This is a genomic window from Herbaspirillum sp. Her4, assembly GCF_057961335.1.
The window spans coordinates 4,663,235-4,683,291 of sequence record NZ_CM176330.1; the positions used below are offsets into that span (position 1 = coordinate 4,663,235).

At 64.1% G+C, this 20,057-nt stretch carries 17 protein-coding genes; 5 read left to right on the plus strand and 12 right to left on the minus strand.

Annotated elements, in window-relative coordinates; all coding sequences use genetic code 11:
• The first annotated feature begins 63 nt into the window (after nucleotides 1-63).
• Both ACWFUC_RS21045 and ACWFUC_RS21050 read left to right on the plus strand, forming a co-directional pair.
• The gene (locus ACWFUC_RS21045) at nucleotides 64-1,221 is read left to right on the plus strand and encodes a pyridoxal phosphate-dependent aminotransferase (RefSeq protein WP_489623185.1); all 1,158 of its coding nucleotides are present in this window, start codon (nucleotides 64-66) and stop codon (nucleotides 1,219-1,221) included.
• 80 nt (nucleotides 1,222-1,301) lie between these two features.
• Complete coding sequence (locus tag ACWFUC_RS21050; protein ID WP_039785271.1) at nucleotides 1,302-1,994, plus strand: glutathione binding-like protein; 693 nt, start codon at nucleotides 1,302-1,304, stop codon at nucleotides 1,992-1,994.
• A 47-nt stretch (nucleotides 1,995-2,041) separates the two neighbouring features.
• Here the strand turns inward: ACWFUC_RS21050 and ACWFUC_RS21055 are convergent, their stop codons facing one another.
• The 12 genes from ACWFUC_RS21055 to mfd all read right to left on the minus strand — a co-directional run bounded on the left by ACWFUC_RS21055 (nucleotide 2,042) and on the right by mfd (nucleotide 18,075).
• Complete coding sequence (locus tag ACWFUC_RS21055; protein ID WP_489623186.1) at nucleotides 2,042-3,880, minus strand: sensor domain-containing diguanylate cyclase; 1,839 nt, start codon at nucleotides 3,878-3,880, stop codon at nucleotides 2,042-2,044.
• Nucleotides 3,881-4,081: 201 nt separating this feature from the next.
• Complete coding sequence (locus ACWFUC_RS21060) at nucleotides 4,082-4,537, minus strand: MaoC family dehydratase (RefSeq protein ID WP_034331529.1); 456 nt, start codon at nucleotides 4,535-4,537, stop codon at nucleotides 4,082-4,084.
• A 75-nt stretch (nucleotides 4,538-4,612) separates the two neighbouring features.
• Nucleotides 4,613-5,641 carry a GGDEF domain-containing response regulator gene (locus ACWFUC_RS21065; protein ID WP_489623187.1) on the minus strand — a complete coding sequence of 343 codons (1,029 nt, stop codon included), beginning with the start codon at nucleotides 5,639-5,641 and terminating at the stop codon, nucleotides 4,613-4,615.
• A 25-nt stretch (nucleotides 5,642-5,666) separates the two neighbouring features.
• Nucleotides 5,667-6,689: a chemotaxis response regulator protein-glutamate methylesterase gene (locus ACWFUC_RS21070; RefSeq protein WP_134222796.1), complete on the minus strand. Its 1,023-nt coding sequence runs from the start codon at nucleotides 6,687-6,689 to the stop codon at nucleotides 5,667-5,669.
• Complete coding sequence (locus tag ACWFUC_RS21075; RefSeq protein ID WP_489623188.1) at nucleotides 6,686-8,998, minus strand: hybrid sensor histidine kinase/response regulator; 2,313 nt, start codon at nucleotides 8,996-8,998, stop codon at nucleotides 6,686-6,688. The genes ACWFUC_RS21070 and ACWFUC_RS21075 overlap by 4 nt, the downstream gene beginning before the upstream one ends.
• Nucleotides 8,995-9,663: a chemotaxis protein CheW gene (locus tag ACWFUC_RS21080; protein ID WP_489623189.1), complete on the minus strand. Its 669-nt coding sequence runs from the start codon at nucleotides 9,661-9,663 to the stop codon at nucleotides 8,995-8,997. Before ACWFUC_RS21080 ends, ACWFUC_RS21075 begins: the two co-directional genes overlap by 4 nt.
• A complete protein-coding gene (locus ACWFUC_RS21085; protein ID WP_489637318.1) occupies nucleotides 9,656-10,936 on the minus strand; it encodes a CheR family methyltransferase in 1,281 nt (426 codons plus the stop codon). The genes ACWFUC_RS21080 and ACWFUC_RS21085 overlap by 8 nt, the downstream gene beginning before the upstream one ends.
• Nucleotides 10,933-11,400 carry a chemotaxis protein CheW gene (locus ACWFUC_RS21090; protein WP_134222800.1) on the minus strand — a complete coding sequence of 156 codons (468 nt, stop codon included), beginning with the start codon at nucleotides 11,398-11,400 and terminating at the stop codon, nucleotides 10,933-10,935. Before ACWFUC_RS21090 ends, ACWFUC_RS21085 begins: the two co-directional genes overlap by 4 nt.
• A gap of 29 nt (nucleotides 11,401-11,429) precedes the next feature.
• Nucleotides 11,430-13,055 carry a methyl-accepting chemotaxis protein gene (locus tag ACWFUC_RS21095; protein ID WP_121041977.1) on the minus strand — a complete coding sequence of 542 codons (1,626 nt, stop codon included), beginning with the start codon at nucleotides 13,053-13,055 and terminating at the stop codon, nucleotides 11,430-11,432.
• Nucleotides 13,056-13,312: 257 nt separating this feature from the next.
• The gene (locus tag ACWFUC_RS21100; protein WP_034337781.1) at nucleotides 13,313-13,675 is read right to left on the minus strand and encodes a DUF4870 family protein; all 363 of its coding nucleotides are present in this window, start codon (nucleotides 13,673-13,675) and stop codon (nucleotides 13,313-13,315) included.
• A gap of 37 nt (nucleotides 13,676-13,712) precedes the next feature.
• Nucleotides 13,713-14,597 carry a phosphoserine phosphatase SerB gene (gene serB / locus ACWFUC_RS21105; protein ID WP_310159116.1) on the minus strand — a complete coding sequence of 295 codons (885 nt, stop codon included), beginning with the start codon at nucleotides 14,595-14,597 and terminating at the stop codon, nucleotides 13,713-13,715.
• A 40-nt stretch (nucleotides 14,598-14,637) separates the two neighbouring features.
• Complete coding sequence (gene mfd / locus ACWFUC_RS21110; protein WP_489623191.1) at nucleotides 14,638-18,075, minus strand: transcription-repair coupling factor; 3,438 nt, start codon at nucleotides 18,073-18,075, stop codon at nucleotides 14,638-14,640.
• A 197-nt stretch (nucleotides 18,076-18,272) separates the two neighbouring features.
• Between mfd and ispD the strand changes: the two genes are divergently transcribed.
• The 3 genes from ispD (at nucleotide 18,273) to ACWFUC_RS21125 (ending at nucleotide 20,036) form a co-directional block, all read left to right on the plus strand.
• Nucleotides 18,273-19,013, plus strand: a complete 741-nt coding sequence (gene ispD, locus ACWFUC_RS21115; protein WP_489623192.1) for a 2-C-methyl-D-erythritol 4-phosphate cytidylyltransferase — start codon at nucleotides 18,273-18,275, stop codon at nucleotides 19,011-19,013.
• Nucleotides 19,010-19,513, plus strand: a complete 504-nt coding sequence (ispF, locus tag ACWFUC_RS21120; RefSeq protein ID WP_039785097.1) for a 2-C-methyl-D-erythritol 2,4-cyclodiphosphate synthase — start codon at nucleotides 19,010-19,012, stop codon at nucleotides 19,511-19,513. Before ispD ends, ispF begins: the two co-directional genes overlap by 4 nt.
• Nucleotides 19,514-19,829: 316 nt before the next feature.
• Entirely contained in the window at nucleotides 19,830-20,036 is a 207-nt protein-coding gene (locus tag ACWFUC_RS21125; protein ID WP_006464465.1) for a cold-shock protein, read from the plus strand.
• The last annotated feature ends 21 nt before the right edge of the window (nucleotides 20,037-20,057 follow it).

The following is a 20,057-nucleotide window of genomic DNA, read 5'->3' on the forward strand; positions in this document are numbered from 1 at the left end:
AGGTCGCCGCGAATGCGGCTAGAATAGCGGGCTTGCGATCATCACAAGAACGAGCCCGCTGCAATGAGCACCCCCAACATCGTCACCAAGCTGCCCAAGGTGGGCACTACCATCTTCACCGTCATGTCTGCATTGGCCAGCGAAAAAGGCGCGGTCAACCTGGGACAGGGCTTCCCCGATTTCCATTGCGACCCGGCCCTGGTGAATGCGGTCACCCGCGCCATGCAGGACGGCCTGAACCAGTACCCGCCCATGGCCGGCGTGCTGCCGCTGCGCGAAGCCATCGCCGACAAGGTGGAGCGGCTCTACGGCCATCGCTATGATCCGGTCTCCGAGATCACCGTCACGGCGGGTGCCACCCAGGGCATCCTGACCTCGGTGCTGTGCGCGGTGCATCCGGGTGACGAAGTGATCGTGATTGAGCCGGTCTATGACTGCTACGTGCCGGCCATCGAGCTGGCCGGTGGCGTGCCGGTGTTCGTGCAGATGGAAGTGGGCGCGGCGGGTTACAGCATCCCCTGGGACAAGGTCCGCGCAGCGGTCACGCCCAAGACCCGCATGATCATGGTCAACACCCCGCACAACCCGACCGGCAGCGTCATGCGCGCATCCGACGTGGCCGCGCTGGCCGACATCGTGCGCGGCACCGATATCCTGATCCTCTCCGACGAAGTCTATGAGCACATGGTCTTCGATGGCCAACCGCATGAATCGCTGGCGCGCCATCCGGAGCTGGCTGAGCGCAGCTTCATCAATTCCAGCTTCGGCAAGACCTATCACGTCACCGGCTGGAAGGTCGGCTATGTGGCGGCCCCCGCTGCGCTGACTGCCGAATTCCGCAAGGTGCACCAGTTCAACGTCTTTACCGTCAACACGCCGGTGCAGTATGGCTTGGCCGAGTATATGAAGAACCCGGCACCGTACCTGGATTTGCCGGCGTTTTACCAGAGGAAGCGTGACCTTTTCCGCGCAGGACTGGCCAACACCCGGTTCGAATTGCTGCCCTCGCAAGGCACCTATTTCCAGTGCGTGAAGTACGACGCCATCTCGGACCAGTCCGAAGCCGACTTCTGCAAGTGGCTCACCAGTGAAATCGGCGTGGCCGCCATTCCGGTCTCGGCCTTCTACAACACGCCCAGGGAATCGGGCATCGTGCGCTTCTGCTTCGCCAAGAAGGATGAGACGCTGCAACTGGCGCTGGACCGGCTGGCCAAGCTGTAACACGACTGGTGCGCAAATCGTTTATATATTTTCCGTAACGTGACTTCCCCCCTCAACACGACACGCAAAAAAGGAACGCCATGATCGACGTCTACAGCTGGGCTACGCCCAACGGCCACAAGGTTCACATCATGCTGGAGGAGTGCGGCCTGCCCTACACCGCGCATGCCATCGATATCGGTGCCGGTGACCAGTTCACGCCCGAATTTCTGAAGATTTCGCCCAACAACAAGATCCCCGCCATCGTCGATCCCGATGGTCCGGACGGTGCGCCGATCTCGCTGTTCGAGTCCGGTGCCATCCTGATCTACCTGGCTGGCAAAACCGGGCGCTTCCTCGGCGAGACCGTGCGCGAGAAGTATGAAGTGCTGCAATGGGTGATGTTCCAGATGGGGGGGCTCGGTCCGATGCTGGGCCAGGCGCACCACTTCCGCCTGTATGCGCCGGAGCAGATCGAATACGCCGTGAACCGCTACAGCAACGAAGCGCGCCGCCTGTACCAGGTGATGGACAAACAGCTAGGCCAGCACGCCTACCTGGCTGGCGAGAACTACACCATCGCCGATATCGCCTGCTTCCCGTGGACCCGTTCGCACAAGAACCAGGGCATCGATCTGGCGGACTTCCCCAACGTCCAGCGCTGGTTCGATGCCATCAGCGCACGTCCGGCGGTGCAGCGCGGCGTGACCGTGCTGGCCGACAAGCGCAAGCCGCTGCACGATGACAAGGCCAAGGAATTGCTGTTCGGAAAAAGCCAGTACGAGAAACGCTGATCGTACATTGCCGCGGGCGGCTATCCGGCCCGCCTGCGGCAACCGCATCAGGGACAGGCAAAGGGCGCAAACTCGAAACGGTTGCGCCCTTTTTCCTTGGCGCGATAAAGGGCATCGTCGCTGGCGCGCAGGACCTGCTCCTGGCCGGCGCAATCGCTTTGCATGAGCGCGATGCCGATCGACAGCGTCACCTCCACTTCCCTGCCCTCATGCAGCATCGGCTGGCTGGCAAAGCTGGCCTGCAGGCGCATGGCGAATTCGGCCGCGGCGTGCAGATTGGCGCCGGCCAGGATCACCGCGAACTCCTCTCCCCCCAGCCGTCCGGCGGTGTCGGTCTTGCGCAGCTGGCTCCTGAGCACTTGCGCAAAATGCTTCAGGACCTGGTCGCCGACGGCGTGACCGAGGCTGTCGTTGATGCGCTTGAAGTGATCCAGGTCGCACATCAGTACCGCGGCCGTGTCGAGCACGCCGCGCTGGAGGCGGTTGTACTCTTCCTGCAGGCGTTGCATGAAGAAACGGCGGTTGGGCAGCTGGGTAAGGTAATCGGTCAGGGCGAATTCCTGCAGTTCCAGTTCGAAGGCCTTGCTTTCGCTGATGTCGCTGATGAAGCCATGCCACAGCGTCGTGCCATCCTCCAGCCGGCGCGGCCGTGCCTGGCCGCGCAGCCAGCGCACACCGTTGCCGGGGGTGATCACGCGGAACTCCAGCATCCAGTGCGAAGCACCGGCCAGCACCGCCTGACGCGCCGCTTCATAGAGCGGCATGTCTTCAGGATGAATGACGGTATCGATGATGACGGGTGTTTCCAGCAACTGCTGGGGGGTGAGCCCGTAGGTTTCGCGCGCGCCTTCGCTGACGTAGGTAAAGTAACCCCGCTCGCCCGGGGGCACGCGGAACTGGAACACCATGCCGGGAATTTCACTGGTCAGGTAATCGAGCATGCGGCTACTCTTGGCCAGCTTCTCGGTCAGTCGCCGCACCTCAGTGATGTCGGTGGTGGTACCGATCATGCGCAGCGCATTGCCCTCGGCATCGCGTGCCACCACCTTGCCGCGGCTGCTGATCCATTTGTAGCTGCCATCGCGGCAGCGGATGCGGTGCTCGACCTGGTAAGTATCGGAACGGGAGGCGAAATGCTGGCGAATGGTCTCCTGCACATAAGGCAGGTCATCCGGGTGAATGCGCTGGTAGGCATCCTGCAGATGGCTGGAAAGCTCCCAGTCCTCGTAGCCGAGAATGGCTTTCCAGCCGCGCGAATAATACATCTCGCCGGTGACGGCATTGCGGTCCCAGATGCCGGTACCGCTACCCTCGATGGCCAGCGCCATGCGCTCGTCGGCCTCGCCGGGCGGATCGCTCTTGACCCGCGCATGGACCGGCACCAGGGAGCGCTCGATCGCCAGCATGGCCATCGACACGGCCGCGCCCACGGTGTCGCGGTACGCCTGCTCCAGATGGGAGGCGTCGCCCGGCGCATCGTTGGCGGCGCAGATGGTCAGGATGCCGGCGACCCCGCCGGCGAAGGAACGCAGCGGCAGCATTTCCAGCAGGGAGCGTTCATGGCGTGCCGCCAGGGCCGTCAGGGCATGCCAGAACTGCGGGGTGTCGGGATCGTCCACCGCCAGCGCCGTCAGCTCGGCCAGGAAAACCGGCGCCACGCGCGGGGCGGCACCTACTTGCAGGCGGCGGGCCTGGGGATCGAACAGGAAGATGGCCAGCGCACGTTGCGGATAGCTGCCCGAAAAACCGCTGGCGATGCGGTCCAGCAATTGCTCCAGCGGCGCACCGCGGGCAATGTAGGACAGCGTCAGGTTGTTGAAGGCGAGCGCCTTCCGGTAAAACTCGGCATCGGCGTCAACCTGTACGGGCGGGCGTTCTGACATCATGAGAAACAGGATCGGCAAGGACGCAGCGGCGACACCGGATGCGCCGCTGTATGGATGGACATTAGCACCTTATGACAATGCGTGGCAGTTTCTCCTCCAGCCCCGCATGAATAACCGTGCTGGCAGGCAAGGACGATGCCATCAGGCCACACTCTGCATGAGCTTCTGCGAGGATGCGCGCAGTCAGGTGGAGCGATTCGCCTAGTAACGGCGCACCAGGAATTCCGCCACGCAAACGGGCTTGTCGGACCCTTCACATTCCACGGTAATGCGCCAGGCCAGCTGCACGCCACCGGGGATGTCCTCGGTGGATTCCAGGCGGATGATGCCGCGCACTTTTCGGCCCACCGGCAGGGGTGCCGGGAAGCGTACGCGATTCAGGCCGTAATTGAGCAGCATGCGTACATCCGGCCCCAGGCTGATGGATTCCGACAGCAGGCGCGGCAGCAGCGCCAGTGTCAGGAATCCGTGCGCCACCGTGCCACCGTAGGGCAGCTCGCGGGCCGCGCGTTCAGGGTCGACGTGGATCCATTGATGGTCGCCGGTGGCCTCCGCAAAGCGGTCCACCTGTTCTTGGGTGACGGCAATCCATTCGCTGGTGGCCACTTCCTGGCCTGCCAGCGATTTCAGTTCTTCCAGGCTGGCGATGATGCGCATGCTGGTTTCCTTCCCTTGTCGTTATCGTGTGGCCGGCGCGCAGACGACGCGCGCTGCCTTTTTTGTCTTGTCCGTTCAGCCATCCTGCCAGACCACCCGGTTGCGGCCCTGCTGCTTGGCCAGGTAGAGACGGCGGTCGGCCATCTCGATCAGTTCGCGGATGTCCTGCTCCGGTGCCGGTACCATGGTAGCCGCACCGATGCTTACGGTCAGCCAGGCACTGACCTTGGAGCGCTCATGCTGGACTTGGTTCGCCTCGATCAGCTGGCACAGCTTCTGGCCCAGGGCCTGCGCTCCTTCCAGCGACGTGCGCGGCAGGATCATGGCAAATTCCTCGCCGCCGAAACGGGCCGACAGGTCGGCCGGACGCTGGATGCTTTCATCGAGCGTTTGCGCGACCCGGCGCAGCACCGCATCGCCGGCGACGTGACCATAGTTGTCGTTGTACAGCTTGAAGAAATCGACGTCGATCAGCAGCAGTGACAGGTGCAGTCCGTCACGCCGGGCGCGGCGCCATTCAGCGCCCAGGTAGTCGTCGAAATAGCGGCGGTTGGCGATGCCGGTCAGGCCATCGGTGTTGGTCAGGCGCTGCAGCTCGAAATTGCTCTTCTGCAGCTGCTGCTGGCTCTCGCGCAGCGCGCGGTAGGCCGCATCGCGCTGCAGCAGGTTGATGTAGGAGCGCGAGTGATAGCGCAGCCGCGCCACCAGTTCGATCACATCGGGCAACTTGACCATGTAATCGTTGGCACCGCCGGCGAAGGCATCGCGCTTGATTTCGGCATCGTCGCGCGAGGACAGCACGATGATCGGCACGTTGGCCAGCACCGCGCTGGCACGGTACTGGCGCACCAGGGTCATGCCATCCACGCCCGGCATCACCAGGTCCTGCAGGATCACCGTGGGACGGGTCTTCTCGGCCACGGCCAGGGCTTCATCGGCGCGGGTGCAGAAGTGAAAGTCGATGTTCTCTTCCCTGGCCAGGGCGCGGCGGATCGCCTCCCCGACCATGGCCTGGTCATCCACCAGCAACACCATGATCTTGTAGTCGTCGGCGGGCAATACGGGGCCGCCACCCGGGGTGTCGGTTGCTTGCACCGAACTCATCATGCTTTCCTTCATTTCAGTTGCGTCACGCCCCGGCCAGCAGCGCCTGCAGCCGTGCCGCCATGGCACTGACCGGCAGCACATCGACGGCGGCGTTGAGCGCTACGGCGGCCTTGGGCATGCCGTAGACGGCGCAGCTCTTCTGATCCTGCGCCAGGGTGTGATAGCCGTTGTCGCGCAGGGCCTTCAGGCCCGCTGCGCCATCGCGGCCCATGCCGGTCAGCAGCACGCCGGTGGCCTTGCCATCCCAATGGCGCACGATGCTATGGAAAAACGCGTCCACCGAGGGCCGGTAGACATCCGTAGGCGCGCCCGCGACATACGCGAGACGGCTGCCCTCCTTGAAGACGAGATGATGATTGCTGCCCGCCAGCAGGACTTCACCCCGGCGCGGCAGATCGCCTTCGACCGCCAGGCGCACGCGCAGCACCGACTGCTGCTGCAGCCACTGCGCCATGCCGGGCGCGAAGGCGGCATCGATGTGCTGCACGATCACGATGCTGCCGGGGAATTCACGCGGTACCTGCTTGAGCAGGGCCGACAGCGCGGCCGGTCCGCCGGCCGACGCCCCGATGGCCACCAGCGGAGCCAGGTCGCCCTGGAGATTCGGGGCCAGCGGACGCAGCGGCAGGCGCACGGGGGCGGCCATGTCGTCCGGGCTGAGCCAGCCGAGCTGGTCGATCTTCTCGATCAACGCCGCCGCATCGCGCTTGCCGGCCGCGCCGATGAGCGCCGGGGTCTGGGTGGCATCGAGCGCGCCATAGCCCATGGCTTCATAGATCTTGGCGGCGCTGGTGTCCATGTCGGAGGTCACCACCAGGATCGGGCACGGGGTGTCCTGCATGATGCGGCGGGTGGCTTCCACGCCATCCATCTTGGGCATGAGCAGGTCCATCAGCACCACATCGGGCAACTGCCAGGCGCACATCTGCACCGCCTGTTCGCCATCGCGGGCGATCCAGATCAATTCGTGGCGGCCACTCTCGGCAATCACCCGGCGCAGCACTTCCACCATCATGGGGGTGTCGTTGACAATGCCGATCTTCACGTTGTCGCCTCTCCAATCAAATCCATGACCGCCTGCAACAGGCTTTCATCATGGAAACTGCTCTTGGTGAAATAATGATCGGCCCCGGCTGTCAGGCCACGCTGCCGATCCTCTTCACGGTCCTTGTACGACACGATCATCACCGGCAGCGCCTGCAATTGCGGCGCGCCGCGTATCAGGGTGACCAGCTCGATGCCATCCATGCGCGGCATGTCGATATCGGTGATGACCAGGTCGAAATGCTCGGCACGCACGGCATTCCAGCCATCCATGCCATCCACTGCCACCGTGACCTGATAGCCCCGGTTGGTCAGCAGCTTGCGTTCCAGTTCGCGCACGGTGAGTGAATCGTCCACCACCAGTACTTTCTTGCGCACCGCCACGGCCGCCGCACCGGCAGGATCCGCGTCGACCGTCTGCAGCCGTCCCGAGGCGGTGAGCTTTTCCACCGTGCGCAGCAAGTCGGCCACGTCCAGGATCAGCAAGGGCGCGCCATCTTCCATCAGCGCACCGGCCAGGATGTCGGGAATCTTGCCCAGGCGTGCATCCAGCGGTTGCACCACCAGCATGCGCTCGCCCAGGAAGGCATCGACCGCGATGCCGTAGCTGTGTTCCTCCTCGCCGATCACCACCACGCAGACACTGCCGTCTCGGACGCGCCACTGGCCACGTTGCAGCACCTGGTGCGCACTGACCAGGCCGACCTGACGGCCGGCGTGGCTGAAGTGCTGGTAGCCTTCGAGGGTCTGCAGGGCCTCGGCCGCCAAACGCAAGGTCCGATTTACGTAGGCCAGCGGAAACGCATAAGGTTCACCGGCGATCTCCACCAGCAGGCTGCGAATCACCGACAGCGTCAGCGGCAACTGCAGCAGGAAACGACTGCCCTGCCCCGGCCGTGTGGTGATACGGATCGTGCCGCGGACCTGCTTGAGCATGTCCGCCACCACATCAAGACCGACCCCGCGTCCGGAAATCTCGGTGACGGTCTCGCGCAGGCTGAAGCTGGGCAAGAGCAGAAAGTCCAGCAATTCGGCGTCCGACAGGCGCTCGGCAATGTCCTGGGTCGCCAGGCCGCGCATCACCACCGTGCGGCGCAATGCGTCCAGATCGATGCCCGCACCATCATCGGCCACCTCGATCAACAGCATGCCCGCACTGTGCCTTGCCTCCAGCCGCACCACACCCTGCTCCGGCTTGCCGGCCGCACGGCGCGTGCTGCCGTCCTCAATGCCGTGGTCCACCGCGTTGCGCAGCAGGTGGCCGAGCGGTGCTTCCAGCTTTTCAAGAATATCGCGGTCGATCTGGGTGGCGGTGCCGCTGATGTCCAGCCGCACCGATTTGCCCAGCGCATTGCCGACGTCGCGCACCATGCGCGCAAAGCCGGCGGTGCCATCGGCAAAGGGCCGCATGCGGCAGGCCAGCGCCTCGTCATACAGTTGTTGCGAGAGATTGACCGAACGCCGGTCGAAGGCATCCAGCGCAATCAATTGTTCACCCAGCAGTTGCTGGTTGGTTTGCATCAGCGCGCGCAATTCGGCCAGCGTAGTCTGGGCGAATTCGTCGAACTGGCTGGCGGCCAGCTTCTGTTGCAGCAGGTCCAGTGCCTGCACGGCCTCGCGCTGCACGCGCTTCATGCGCAGCATGCTGGCCGAGAAGGGTTTCAGGCGGCGCGATTCCACCAGCGATTCGCCGGTCAGGCTCAGGAGCCGGTCCAGGCTGTCCGCACTGACGCGCACGGCGCGCGCGGCAGCAGTCTGGTTGACGATGGGCGCGCTTGCTCCGGATTGTGGCGGCTCCGTCACTACGGTCGACGGTGCCGGCGCTGGTGGCTGCGGGGCCGCCTCGGCGGCGAAGGCCTCCTGCAGTGCGGCCGAGGGCGCAGGCCAGGGATCGGCATCCGCACCACTCATCACGGCCGGCAAGGCTTGCAGGAAAGCCTGTACCTCGGCGCTGCCGGCGTGGTCGACCCAGGTTTCGTCGCCGTCCGGTGGCGAGGCGATCCGTCCCAGCAGATCGGCCCCGCGCAGCAGCACATCGATATGTTTTTTCTCCAGCCGCAGCTTGCCCTGTTGCGCCAGGACGAAGCAGTCCTCCAGCACGTGGGCTACCTTGACGGCGGTTTCCAGGCCGACGATGCGGGCTGCGCCCTTGAGCGAATGGCCGGCACGCATGCAGGCTTCCAGATGCTCGGCCGCCGTCGGTTGCTGCTCCAGCGCCAGCAGGCTGGTATTGAGCTGGGCAATCTGGCTTTCCGCCTCGAAGCGGAACAGGTCCAGCATGGACATCTGGCTCAGATCGGGCGTACTCATGTCATGCTCCGGTTGAGTACGTAGAACAGCAATTCGTGGTCGAGCAGGCCGATGGGACGACCGCGCCACTCCACCATGCCGCGCGTGTACTGGATGGCCGCCTGGGCCAGCGTGGTCGGCACCGGGGCCAGGCTTTCGGCTGCATAGCGATGAACCCCGGCCACCTCTTCCACCGGGAACACCAGGATCTGCCCTTCATGCGCCGCCACCAGCAGATGCGGGGCCGGCGTGTCATCGGGCAGCTGGAACACCCGGGCCAGCGAGACGCAGATGCGCAGGCTGCCGCGAATGTTCACAACGCCCGCAATGGCGGTGTTGCGCTGGTGCGGCAAGCTGTGCAGGGGCCGGCTCCCGGCGACTTCCTGCACCACGGACGTGGCAATCGCCAGCCACTCACCGGCAATGCGCACCACCAGGGCCGACGCCAGCACGCTGCGATCTTCCTGATCTTCCTCGGCCGCACCAGCGCGCGCCCACTGCTGCGCCACCTCGCGGGATGCCGCCACCCGATCGAGCTGCTGCAAGGCGGCACGCGCGAAAGTCGGGCAGTTCAGGCAGCGGATGTGATGCGCCAGTTCGGGGCAGCTGCCGTCGCCCTTGGTGCCGATGCGGTTCCAGCAATCCTCGAGGGGCGCGTGCGGCGGGGTCAGCGTCGGCTCAGCCATGATGCGGCTCCTCGGTCGTCGTCACACGGCTGGCGCGCTGGCGCAGGCGCTCGGCTCCGGCGGTATCACCTTGCGCCTGCAGCAGGGCGGCCAGTTGCAGCAAAGCCGCCTGGTGCTGCGGTGCCAGATACAGCACCTTGCGGTAGCAACGCTGGGCCTGCCCGGCATCACCGCCGGCATCGTGGATCAGTCCCTGCAGATAGAAAGCGTCTGCGCTCGGCCCCTGCTCTTCGATCGCTTGTTCGCATAAGGCAGCGGCTTGCGCGAACTGCCCTGCATCGGCCAGCGAGCGGGCACGCTGCAGCAAGGGCTGGCTGCTTGCTGACAGCGGTGCTGGCACGGGCGCAGCGAAGGCGTTGATTCCTGAGTCAGCGGCCAACGCCGACGCGGCCGGACGCGCCCGGCGTGCCGGAACAGGCGCAGCCAACAGCGGCTGCGCTGCTGCCAATACCGTCTCGCGCCAGGCCGGTTTCTCCACCGCCACGCGCTTGCGGAAACCGAAGGCCAGTGCAATGCCGGCCGACTCCAGACGCGGACTGAGCATCAGTCCGCCTTCGGCGGGGCCGACGAAGATCACGGCATCCGGTTTCATGAGGCTTTCCAGCAGGCTCACCACCTGGCGCTGCACCTCGCGCTCGAAGTAGATCAGCACGTTGCGACAAAAGATGAAATCGTAAGGCGCAGCCTGCCGCAGCAAATCCGGTGCCAGCAGATTGCCGGGCGCAAAGCGCACCTGGCGCCGGATCGCTTCCTGCAGTTGCCAGCCCTGCTCCACCGTCATGAAATGGCGATCCCGGAAACCCAGGGCCTGTCCCCGGAAGGAATTGCGGCCATAGACACCGGCCGCCGCGATCTCCAGCGAGCGGGTACGAATATCGTAAGCGTCGATGACGAACTGCGACGGCATGACGCCCGCCTCCAGCAGGACCATCGCGACCGAATACGGTTCTTCGCCAGTGGAGCATGGCAGGCTCAGGATACGCACCGGCACATCGGGCTGCGAAAGCAGCCGCTCCCGCGCAAGCCGCGCCACGGCGAAAATGGCTTCACGGTCGCGGAAGAACCAGGTCTCCGGCACCACGGCCAGTTCGATCAGGGCCTGCAACTCGGCGGCCGACCCCTGCAGCCGTGCCAGATAGTGGCCATCGTCCGCGATGCCCAGCGCCGCCATGCGCTCGCGCACCACCCGTTCGATGAGGCTGCTGCCGACGGTGGCCATGTCCAGGCCCATGACGGCCTTGAGCTTGTCGGCGATCAGCGGCAGGCTCTTCATGCCGGCACCTCCGGGTAGAGCAAGGCGCGCGTAGCCGGGTCGAGCAGGTCGCCCACTTGCACCCGCTGCAGCAGTCCGCCCTGATACGGCATGACAGGCCCGAGGTAGGGCGCCCCCTCATTGCGGACGGCGGCCGGCGTGAAGTGGGCCGGATCAAGGCGCAGCGTGTCGGTGGCCTGCGGCAGGATCAGGCCCAGCAGCACCGGCAGCGCCTGCGCGTGGCGGTAATGCACCAGCACCAGGCGCGTACTCACGCGCGCCGGAGCGGGATGACCGAGCGCCAGCATGGACAGGTCGATCACCGGCACGTGGCCGCTGCCATACGGCAGCAGCCCGGCTACCCATGCGGGTGCGCCGGGCAGCGATTTGCAGGGGGAAAGCGGCAATACCATTGCCACCTCGGCGGTGGGCAAGGCATAGCGCTCTTCCCCCAGGGAAAACAGCAGATGCAGGGACTGGCTCATGAGCACGCTGGGCGGGACAGGTGCGGCGCTCAGTCCGTCACCTTGAAGCGCGAGACGCCATTGCGCAATTCATTGGAGACCACGTTCAGTTCGTCGATGGCCTGGCTCGATTGCTGCAGCGACTCCACGGTCTGCTGGGCCGCTTCGGAGAGCTGCACCAGCGCCTGGTTGATCTGCTCGGCGCTGCTGGCCTGGGCCTGCATGCCTTCGTTGACGATCTGGAAGCGCGGTGCGAGTGCCTGCACCTGGGCAATGATCTGCGACAGCTGGCTGCCGGCGGTCTGCACATCCTGCATGCCGCGCCGCACCTGGTCGGAGAACTTGTCCATGCCCATCACGCCGGCTGCCACGGCCGACTGAATTTCCTTGACCATGACTTCGATGTCGTAGGTCGCCACGGCAGTCTGGTCGGCCAGGCGGCGGATTTCGGTGGCCACCACCGAGAAGCCGCGGCCATGTTCGCCGGCCTTCTCGGCCTCGATGGCGGCGTTCAGCGACAGCAGGTTGGTCTGGTCGGCCACCTTGGTGATGGTGGTCACGACCTGGTTGATGTTGCCCGCCTTCTCGTTGAGGATGGCCAGCTTGGCGCTGACCGAACCGGCCGCATCCATCACGTTCTGCATGGTGTCGCCCATGCGGGTCAGGCCCGCCTGGCCGCTGCCGGCCAGCGCCGAAGTCTGTTCAGAGACTACCGACACTTCATTCATGGTGCGCACCAGGTCACGCGAGGTTGCGTGAATCTCGCGCGAGGTCGCGCCGATCTCGGTGGTGGTGGCGGCCGTTTCGGCGGCGGTGGCCTGTTGCTGGCGGGCCGTGGCGGCGATCTCGGTGACCGACGTCGCCACGCGTGCCGAGGACTTCTGCGCCTGCGAAACCAGCGCGGTCAGCTCATCGGTCATGCGGTCGAAGCCGTTGCCCAGCACGCCAAACTCATCCTTGCGGTCCAGCGCCACGCGGCGCGAGAAATCGCCCGAGCGCATGATGTCGAGCAGGCCCATGAGCTTCTGCAGCGGCTCGTTGATGGCGCGCATCAGGAAGAAGCCGCACACCAGCGCCACCAGCAGCGCTGCCATCAGCGCGCTCATCAGGGTGAACTGGGCCGAGTTGACGGCATCGCCGATGCGCTGGGCGGCGTCGTCGGCGATGCCCTTGTTGGTCTCGACCATGCGCTGCGTCAGTTGATAGCCGGTACGCCATTGCGGACGAATCTGCTCGTTGACGATCTTGTCGATCGGGGCGCGCTGGCTGAAGTCCATCTTCAGCACCTCGCTGACGACGGCACGGTACTTCTGCCGCGTCTCCTTGAATTGCTCGAAGAGCTTGCGGTCAGCATCGCTGAAGATGGTCTTGTCGTAATCTTCCTGCAAGCGGTCGAGGCGTTCGGCGTTGCGGCGCAGCAGTGCCAGGTCAGCCTGGCGCTCGGCATCATTGGCATCGATCTGAATGATCTGCTGGGTCATCAGCAGGTTTTCGTACCACGCAGCGTTGATCTGGGTGCTGTAGTAGAGACCGGGGGTGGAGTCGTTGCGCAGCGCCGTCGCCCCCTTCTCGATGTGGCCAAGGTTGACCGCCGAAATCCCGGCCATCAGTGCCATCAGCAGCAGGATGAGCCCGAAGCTCCCGAGGATGCGTTGCTTGATCGTCCAGTTCTTCATGCGCAGTTTTCCCCCTTTGGAATGAGCACCCCGCCCTGGCGCGCCTTCGTGAGGTGCGCATGAACGAAAGTTCGCCTGTGGCTAACCCGGGCCATCTAGTGCGATCGGTTGCGGATTAGTGCGGCCTAGTAATACTTCGAGATTATCATTGAAATCTTTCAATATCACTATTATCCCTTGCGCAATGATTCTTTGCCCGAAGGAAATAAAAACGGCACCCGAAGGTGCCGTTTGAGTGCGTCAGCCGATCGGCGGGATCACACCGGCATGGGCTTGTTGTCCTGCAGGTCGAGGAAGCCCTTGATGAGGCGGTAGGCTTTCCAGATCCAGGCCAGCGAGAACACCAGAATCGCCACCGGGATTCCGATCACCGTCGCCCACAGCACGCCGCCGGCGAACAGCCAGAACAGGTACCACCAGAAGGAACGGATCTGCCAGCGATGGTGGGTGTAAAGGAAGGTATCGCGCACGTCGCCGCGCTTGAGGTAATTGACGATCAGGGGCAGCCACGACAGCATGCCCAGCGAAAACACCAGGCAGGCGGCATGCGCCAGGTAGAGCCACCAGACCAGGTCACGGCCGGTCTGGGTCTGTGGGTCGAATACCAGTTCCTGGTTCATCGCGTCTCCTGAAATGAGGGGGAAGCCGGCCCCGACGTCAGGCCAGCAGGTTCAAGATGCCGTCCAAGCCCACAAAATTCAAGCCCACGCTGGCCTGGGCACGCACCACCGGCTTGGCGCGGAAGGCCACCGACAGGCCCGAGATGCCCATCATGCGCAGGTCATTGGCGCCATCGCCCATGACGATGGCCTGGCTTGGTTCGGCACCGATCTCGCGGCAGATGCGTTCCACTGTCGCCCGTTTCTCGTCGGCATTGACGATGCCGCCGACCACCTTGCCGGTGAGCTTGCCGTCGGCCACTTCCAGCGTGTTGGCGTGGGTGTAGTCCAGTTTCAGGCGTGCTTTCATGCGGTCGGTGAAGAAGGTGAATCCGCCTGAGACCAGCAGCGTCTTGAGGCCGGCGGCCTGCACTGCCTTGAGCATGTTTTCCGCGCCCAACGACAATTGCAGGCGCTCATCGTAGACACGCTGCAACGCGCCTGCGTCCAGCCCCTTGAGCAATGCCACACGGCGGGTCAGGCTTTCGTTGAACTCGATCTCGCCGCGCATGGCGGCTTCGGTGATCTCGGCCACCTGCGGTTTCAACCCCTGCATGTCGGCGATCTCGTCGATGCATTCGATGGTGATGAGGGTGGAATCCATGTCCATGGCCACCAGGCGGAAATCGGACAGCTTGCGGCCCTCGTCGATGAAGGCATAGTCCAGGCGCGCCTGCAGGCAAGCCGCATCGATGCTGGCCTTGAGCGCATCGCTCTGGCTCACGCCAGCCACACGCCAAGCATCGGCATCCGGTACGCGGTCGTCTGCAATGCGCTCGGCGCGGCCACCGGCCAGGGCAGCGATGGACTCGATGGCGGAAGACGGCACGGCGTGTTGCTTGGGGGCTTGCAGGATCAGGTTCATGTTGTTCTGTTGATTCATGGGTGCGATGGGATTCGTTGTAGCGCGGCCAGAAAAGCACTCAACCGGTGAGTGCTTTCATGGTCGCCTTGACCTGCTGCACGCGGGCATTCAGGTCCGGCATGTTGGCCGTGATGCGCAGCTTGTCGGGGCCATTCAGTTTGACCTGGCGATTCTTCTGCACCAGCTCGATGATGCGCATGGCGTCGATCGGCGGGTTGGGAACGAACTGCAGCAGCGCCGCTTCGGAATGGGCATCGATCTTGATGATGCCCAGCGGCTTGGCGGCAATGCGCAGGCGGTGCGTTTCGATCAGGGCCTTGGCGGCATCGGGCAGCTTGCCGAAGCGATCGATCAGTTCTTCCTGCAATGCGTCGATGGCGTCGGCCTTCTCGCAGTTGGCGAAGCGCTTGTAGAGCGACAGGCGCTCATGCACATCGCCGCAAAAGTCGTTGGGCAGCAATGCGGGCGCATGCAGGTTGATCTCGGTGGTGGTCGACAGCGGTGCGGCAAGGTCGGGTTCGCGTCCATCCTTCAGGGCGCGCACGGCTTCGTTCAACATGTCCGAATACATCTGGAAACCGATCTCGTGGATCTCGCCCGACTGATGGTCGCCCAGCACCTCGCCGGCACCACGAATTTCCAAATCGTGCATGGCGAGATAGAAGCCGCTGCCCAGTTCCTCCATCTGCTGGATCGCCTCCAGCCGGCGCTGCGCCTGCTTGGACAAGCCCTGCACATCCTGCACCAGCAGATAGGCATAGGCCTGGTGGTGCGAACGGCCGACGCGGCCGCGCAACTGGTGCAGCTGCGCCAGGCCGAACTTGTCGGCGCGATGCATGATGATGGTGTTGGCAGTCGGCACGTCAATGCCGGTCTCGATGATGGTGGTACAGAGCAGGATGTTGAAGCGCTGCGCCACGAAGTCGCGCATCACCTTCTCCAGGTCGCGTTCGTGCATTTGCCCGTGCGCGATACCGATGCGCGCTTCCGGCAAGAGCTGTTCCAGCGCGGCCTTGCGGTTGGCGATGGTTTCCACTTCGTTGTGCAGGAAGTAGACCTGGCCGCCGCGTTTCAACTCGCGCAGGCAGGCTTCGCGGATGGTCGATTCCTGCTCGGCGCGCACGAAAGTCTTGATGGCCAGGCGTTTCTGCGGCGCGGTGGCGATCACCGAGAAATCGCGCAGGCCTTCCAGCGCCATGCCCAGCGTACGCGGGATCGGCGTGGCGGTCAGCGTGAGCACATCGACCTCGGCGCGCAGCGATTTCAGGGCTTCCTTCTGGCGTACGCCAAAACGGTGTTCTTCATCGATGATGACCAGGCCCAGGCGCGAGAACTTCACTTCATCGGAGAGCAGCTTGTGAGTACCGATGACGATATCGATGGTGCCATCGCCCAGGCCCTTGATGGCTTGCGTGACTTCCTTGCCGGTGCGGAAGCGCGACAGTTCGGCAATCTTGACCGGCCAGTTGGCGAAGCGGTCGGCGAAGGTGGCGGCATGCTGTTCGGCCAGCAGCGTGGTCGGCGCGAGAATGGCGACCTGCTTGCCGCCCATCACCGCCACGAAGGCGGCGCGCAGGGCCACTTCGGTCTTGCCGAAGCCGACGTCGCCGCAGATGAGGCGGTCCATGGGCTTGCCGCCGGTCATGTCCTTGATGACGGCATTGATGGCGGCGGCCTGGTCGGCGGTTTCCTCAAAACCGAAACTGTCGGCGAAGGCTTCATAGTCATGCGCCGAATACTGGAAGGCATGGCCCTGGCGCAGCGCGCGGCGGGCGTACAGGTTCAGCAGTTCGGCGGCCGTATCGCGCACCTGCTGGGCGGCCTTGCGCTTGGCCTTTTCCCACTGGCCGGAGCCCAGTGCGTGCAGCGGTGCATCTTCCGGCGATGCACCGGAGTAGCGCGAAATCACGTGCAGTTGCGACACCGGAACGTAGAGCTTGGTCTCCTTGGCGTATTCCAGATGCAGGAACTCGGTCTCGCCCTCCCCCAGGTCCATGCTGACCAGGCCCATGTAGCGGCCGATGCCGTGGCTGCTGTGGACCACCGGGTCGCCGATCTTCAACTCCGACAGGTCGCGCACCATGTATTCCACATCGGTGGCGGCCTGCTGTTTGCGGCTACCGACGCGGCGGCCGCTGCCGGCGTACAGCTCGGTCTCGGTGATGAGCGCCAGGCCGCCGGCAGTGACGAAGCCGGCATGCAATGGGGCCACGCCCAGCATCAGCGGCTCATTGCCGGAGAGGAAATCATTCCAGTCATCGCACAGCGCCGGATGCAGGTCGTATTCGGCAAAGTACTGCTGCAGGGTTTCACGCCGGCCATTGCTTTCGGCACAGATCAGCACACGCTCGGCCCCCTTGAGCAGGAAGCTGCGCAGGTTGACCAGCGGGTCTTCCGCACGGCGGTTCACGGCGATATTGGGCAGCGGCGCCGAGATGGCCGAAGGCGCATCATCGGTCTTGAGCACCCAGCGGGCGTGGGGTTTCAGCAGGGTGAAGAAATCTTCGTCGTCCAGGTAGAGGGCGCGCGGCTCCAGCACCGGGCGCTCGCGGTCGGCGTGAAGGAAAGTCCAACGCGAGCGGGTATCGCTCCAAAAGCGCTTGATGGCTTGTTCGATGTCGCCGACGGTGGCGAACATGGCATTGGCTGGCAGGTACTGGAACAGCGTGGCCGTCTCTTCGAAGAACAGCGGCAGGTAGTATTCGATGCCCGCCGAGGCGATGCCGTTGCCGATGTCCTTGTAGATGGCCGAGCGCGACGGATCGCCCTCGAACACCTCGCGCCAGCGATTGCGGAAGGCCAAGCGCGAGGCCTCGTCCATGGGGAATTCGCGGCCCGGCAGCAGGCGGACTTCGGGCACCGGATAGAGCGAGCGCTGGGTATCGGCGTCGAAGGTGCGGATGGTCTCGATGGTGTCGCCGAACAGGTCCAGGCGATAGGGCAGCACCGAGCCCATGGGGAAGATGTCGATCAGCCCGCCGCGCACTGAATATTCGCCCGGCGACATGACCTGGCCCACGTGGGTGTAACCGGCCAGGGTGAGCTGGGACTTGAGCTTGCCCTCATCGAGCTTTTCGCCCTGCTTGAAGAAGAAGGTATAGGCCGCCAGGAACTGCGGCGGCGCCATGCGCAGCAAGGCTGTGGTGGCCGGCACGATCAGCAGGTCGCACTGGCCGGACTGCACTTCATAGAGCGTGGCCAGGCGTTCGGAGACCAGGTCCTGGTGCGGCGAGAAGGCGTCATAGGGCAGCGTTTCCCAGTCCGGCAGCAGGTGGCAACGCAGGCGCTCGCCTTCCTTGGGCTGGAACCATGGGATTTCAGCCAGCAGGCGCTGGGCATCGGTGGCCCCGGCCACCACCACGGCCAGCATGCGGCCTTCGGCCTTGAGGGCCAGCGCGGCTTGGGCCAGCAGATAGGCATCGGCAGAACCGTGCACGGCGGGAGGCTGGAAACGCACACCTGCTTTGGGCAGGCTTTTTTTCGGGTCGAAAGACATCAGGATCGGGAGGATCGGCTTGGTTTGGACTTGATTCGAGCAAGGCAACGGCGCAGGCCCGGCCGCGGTGGCCATGCTGGCAGCGCCGCAAAATGCCGGTCGCTTGCAAGGGATTGGCATTAGAATTCAGCCTCTCATTATAAACGAAGGCCCCATCGCAAGCCGCCGCCAGGCGGGCGTCGGGCCAGGTGCATGGCATGAACCCTTCGCAGTCCGCTTCTTCCCCGCCCCGCCACTTTGCGCTCATTCCCGCCGCAGGCGTGGGCGCGCGTATGGGCGTCCAGATCCCCAAGCAATATATGCCGCTGGCAGGCAAACCCATGCTGCTGCATGCGCTGCAGACCTTCGCGGACCACCCACGGATCGCCCATACCTTCGTGGTGGTCAGTGCCGAGGATGGCTGGATTGACTCCGTGATGACGCCAGATTTGTTGCAACGCGTGAGCATCCTGCGGGTAGGCGGGCCAACGCGCCAGGACAGCGTCTTCAATGGCCTCAACGCCATCCGTGACCGGGTGGCCGATGCCGACCGGGTGCTGGTTCATGATGCCGCCCGCCCCGGTTTGGACGCGCCGCTGCTGGATCGCCTGCTGGATGCCCTGGCAGACGATGAAATCGGTGGCTTGCTGGCGGTGCCGGTCGTCGACACCTTGAAGCGCGGCGATGGCGGCGCCCCTGCCCGCTCGCAGGAGACCGTGCCGCGCGCCGGCCTGTGGGCGGCACAGACCCCGCAGATGTTTCCCTATGCCCTGCTGCAGCGCGCCTTGCATCAGGCGCAAGAACAAGGCCGCCTGGGCGAGATCACCGACGACGCCAGCGCCATCGAGATGCTGGGCTTGCGTCCGCGCCTGGTGGAGGGCAGCCCCCGCAATCTGAAGGTCACGCTGGCGCAGGACGCCGCGCTGGCTGAATTCTTCCTGAAAGGTCCGCACGCATGAACGCTTCTTCCCCCTTCCCTTTCCGCATCGGCCAGGGCTATGACTGCCACGCGCTGGTGGAAGGCCGCCCGCTGATCCTGGGCGGCGTCACCATCCCGCACAAAAAGGGCCTGCTGGGCCATTCGGATGCCGACGCCCTGCTGCACGCCATCACCGACGCGCTCTTCGGTGCAGCCGCGCTGGGTGACATCGGCCGCCATTTCCCCGATACCGATCCGCAATTCAAGGGAGCCGACTCGCGCGTGCTGCTGCGCGAAGCCGCCAAGCGCCTGGCCGCCGCCGGCTACGCCGTGGGCAACGTGGATGCCACCATCATCGCCCAGGCGCCCAAGATGGCACCGCACATCCCGTCCATGGTGGCCAACGTCGCCGCCGACCTCGGGATTTCTGAAGGGCAAGTGAATATCAAGGCCAAAACCAATGAAAAAATGGGCTTTTTGGGGCGTGAAGAAGGGATTGCGACCGAAGCGGTTGTGCTGATCCACCGGCAAAACGGCTGAAAAGCGGCGTCAGAAAGTTCCCGACAAGCGCACGTAGGACATTCACTGACACGCCGAAACCCGCACCAGACAAGGGATTGAAGCCGGTTCTGCGCACCATTTCCCGGCACTGAAAGAAATCTAAAGCACCAGAATCAGCCATTAAAACTTTTAATGGAAGTTTCGTACCGAAAATGGCTTGCATTCTCGATTTAATGAGTATAATCGTCGCGTCGTTAGGATTCGAGCTGGTAGTGCGGTTCTTCGCTGTCATTCCTCCCGAGTAACGATAAAGAGCCGGGCGCAAGCCCCAATCAATTAAATTTAGGAGTCCGTAATGGCAACTGGTACCGTCAAGTGGTTCAACGATGCAAAGGGTTTTGGTTTCATCACTCCCGATGAAGGTGGCGAAGATCTGTTCGCTCACTTCTCGGCTATTCAGTCGAATGGCTTCAAGTCCCTGAAGGAAAACCAACGCGTTTCCTTCGAAGTGACCACCGGCCCGAAGGGCAAGCAAGCTTCGAACATCGTTCCGGCTGCTTAAGCTTTCAAGCTGAAAAAAAAA

What these genes read in the sequence shown, in the direction of transcription:
- ACWFUC_RS21075 (WP_489623188.1), bottom strand. Translation starts at nt 8,998, where the DNA reads ATGAGTACGCCCGATCTGAGCCAGATGTCCATGCTGGACCTGTTCCGC.
- ACWFUC_RS21055 (WP_489623186.1), bottom strand. Translation starts at nt 3,880, where the DNA reads ATGATGTCAGAACGCCCGCCCGTACAGGTTGACGCCGATGCCGAGTTT.
- mfd (WP_489623191.1), bottom strand. Translation starts at nt 18,075, where the DNA reads ATGTCTTTCGACCCGAAAAAAAGCCTGCCCAAAGCAGGTGTGCGTTTC.
- ACWFUC_RS21090 (WP_134222800.1), bottom strand. Translation starts at nt 11,400, where the DNA reads ATGAGCCAGTCCCTGCATCTGCTGTTTTCCCTGGGGGAAGAGCGCTAT.
- ACWFUC_RS21100 (WP_034337781.1), bottom strand. Translation starts at nt 13,675, where the DNA reads ATGAACCAGGAACTGGTATTCGACCCACAGACCCAGACCGGCCGTGAC.
- serB (WP_310159116.1), bottom strand. Translation starts at nt 14,597, where the DNA reads ATGAATCAACAGAACAACATGAACCTGATCCTGCAAGCCCCCAAGCAA.
- ACWFUC_RS21080 (WP_489623189.1), bottom strand. Translation starts at nt 9,663, where the DNA reads ATGGCTGAGCCGACGCTGACCCCGCCGCACGCGCCCCTCGAGGATTGC.
- ispF (WP_039785097.1), top strand. Translation starts at nt 19,010, where the DNA reads ATGAACGCTTCTTCCCCCTTCCCTTTCCGCATCGGCCAGGGCTATGAC.
- ACWFUC_RS21065 (WP_489623187.1), bottom strand. Translation starts at nt 5,641, where the DNA reads ATGAGTTCGGTGCAAGCAACCGACACCCCGGGTGGCGGCCCCGTATTG.
- ispD (WP_489623192.1), top strand. Translation starts at nt 18,273, where the DNA reads ATGAACCCTTCGCAGTCCGCTTCTTCCCCGCCCCGCCACTTTGCGCTC.
- ACWFUC_RS21125 (WP_006464465.1), top strand. Translation starts at nt 19,830, where the DNA reads ATGGCAACTGGTACCGTCAAGTGGTTCAACGATGCAAAGGGTTTTGGT.
- ACWFUC_RS21095 (WP_121041977.1), bottom strand. Translation starts at nt 13,055, where the DNA reads ATGAAGAACTGGACGATCAAGCAACGCATCCTCGGGAGCTTCGGGCTC.
- ACWFUC_RS21045 (WP_489623185.1), top strand. Translation starts at nt 64, where the DNA reads ATGAGCACCCCCAACATCGTCACCAAGCTGCCCAAGGTGGGCACTACC.
- ACWFUC_RS21085 (WP_489637318.1), bottom strand. Translation starts at nt 10,936, where the DNA reads ATGAAGAGCCTGCCGCTGATCGCCGACAAGCTCAAGGCCGTCATGGGC.
- ACWFUC_RS21060 (WP_034331529.1), bottom strand. Translation starts at nt 4,537, where the DNA reads ATGCGCATCATCGCCAGCCTGGAAGAACTGAAATCGCTGGCAGGCCAG.
- ACWFUC_RS21050 (WP_039785271.1), top strand. Translation starts at nt 1,302, where the DNA reads ATGATCGACGTCTACAGCTGGGCTACGCCCAACGGCCACAAGGTTCAC.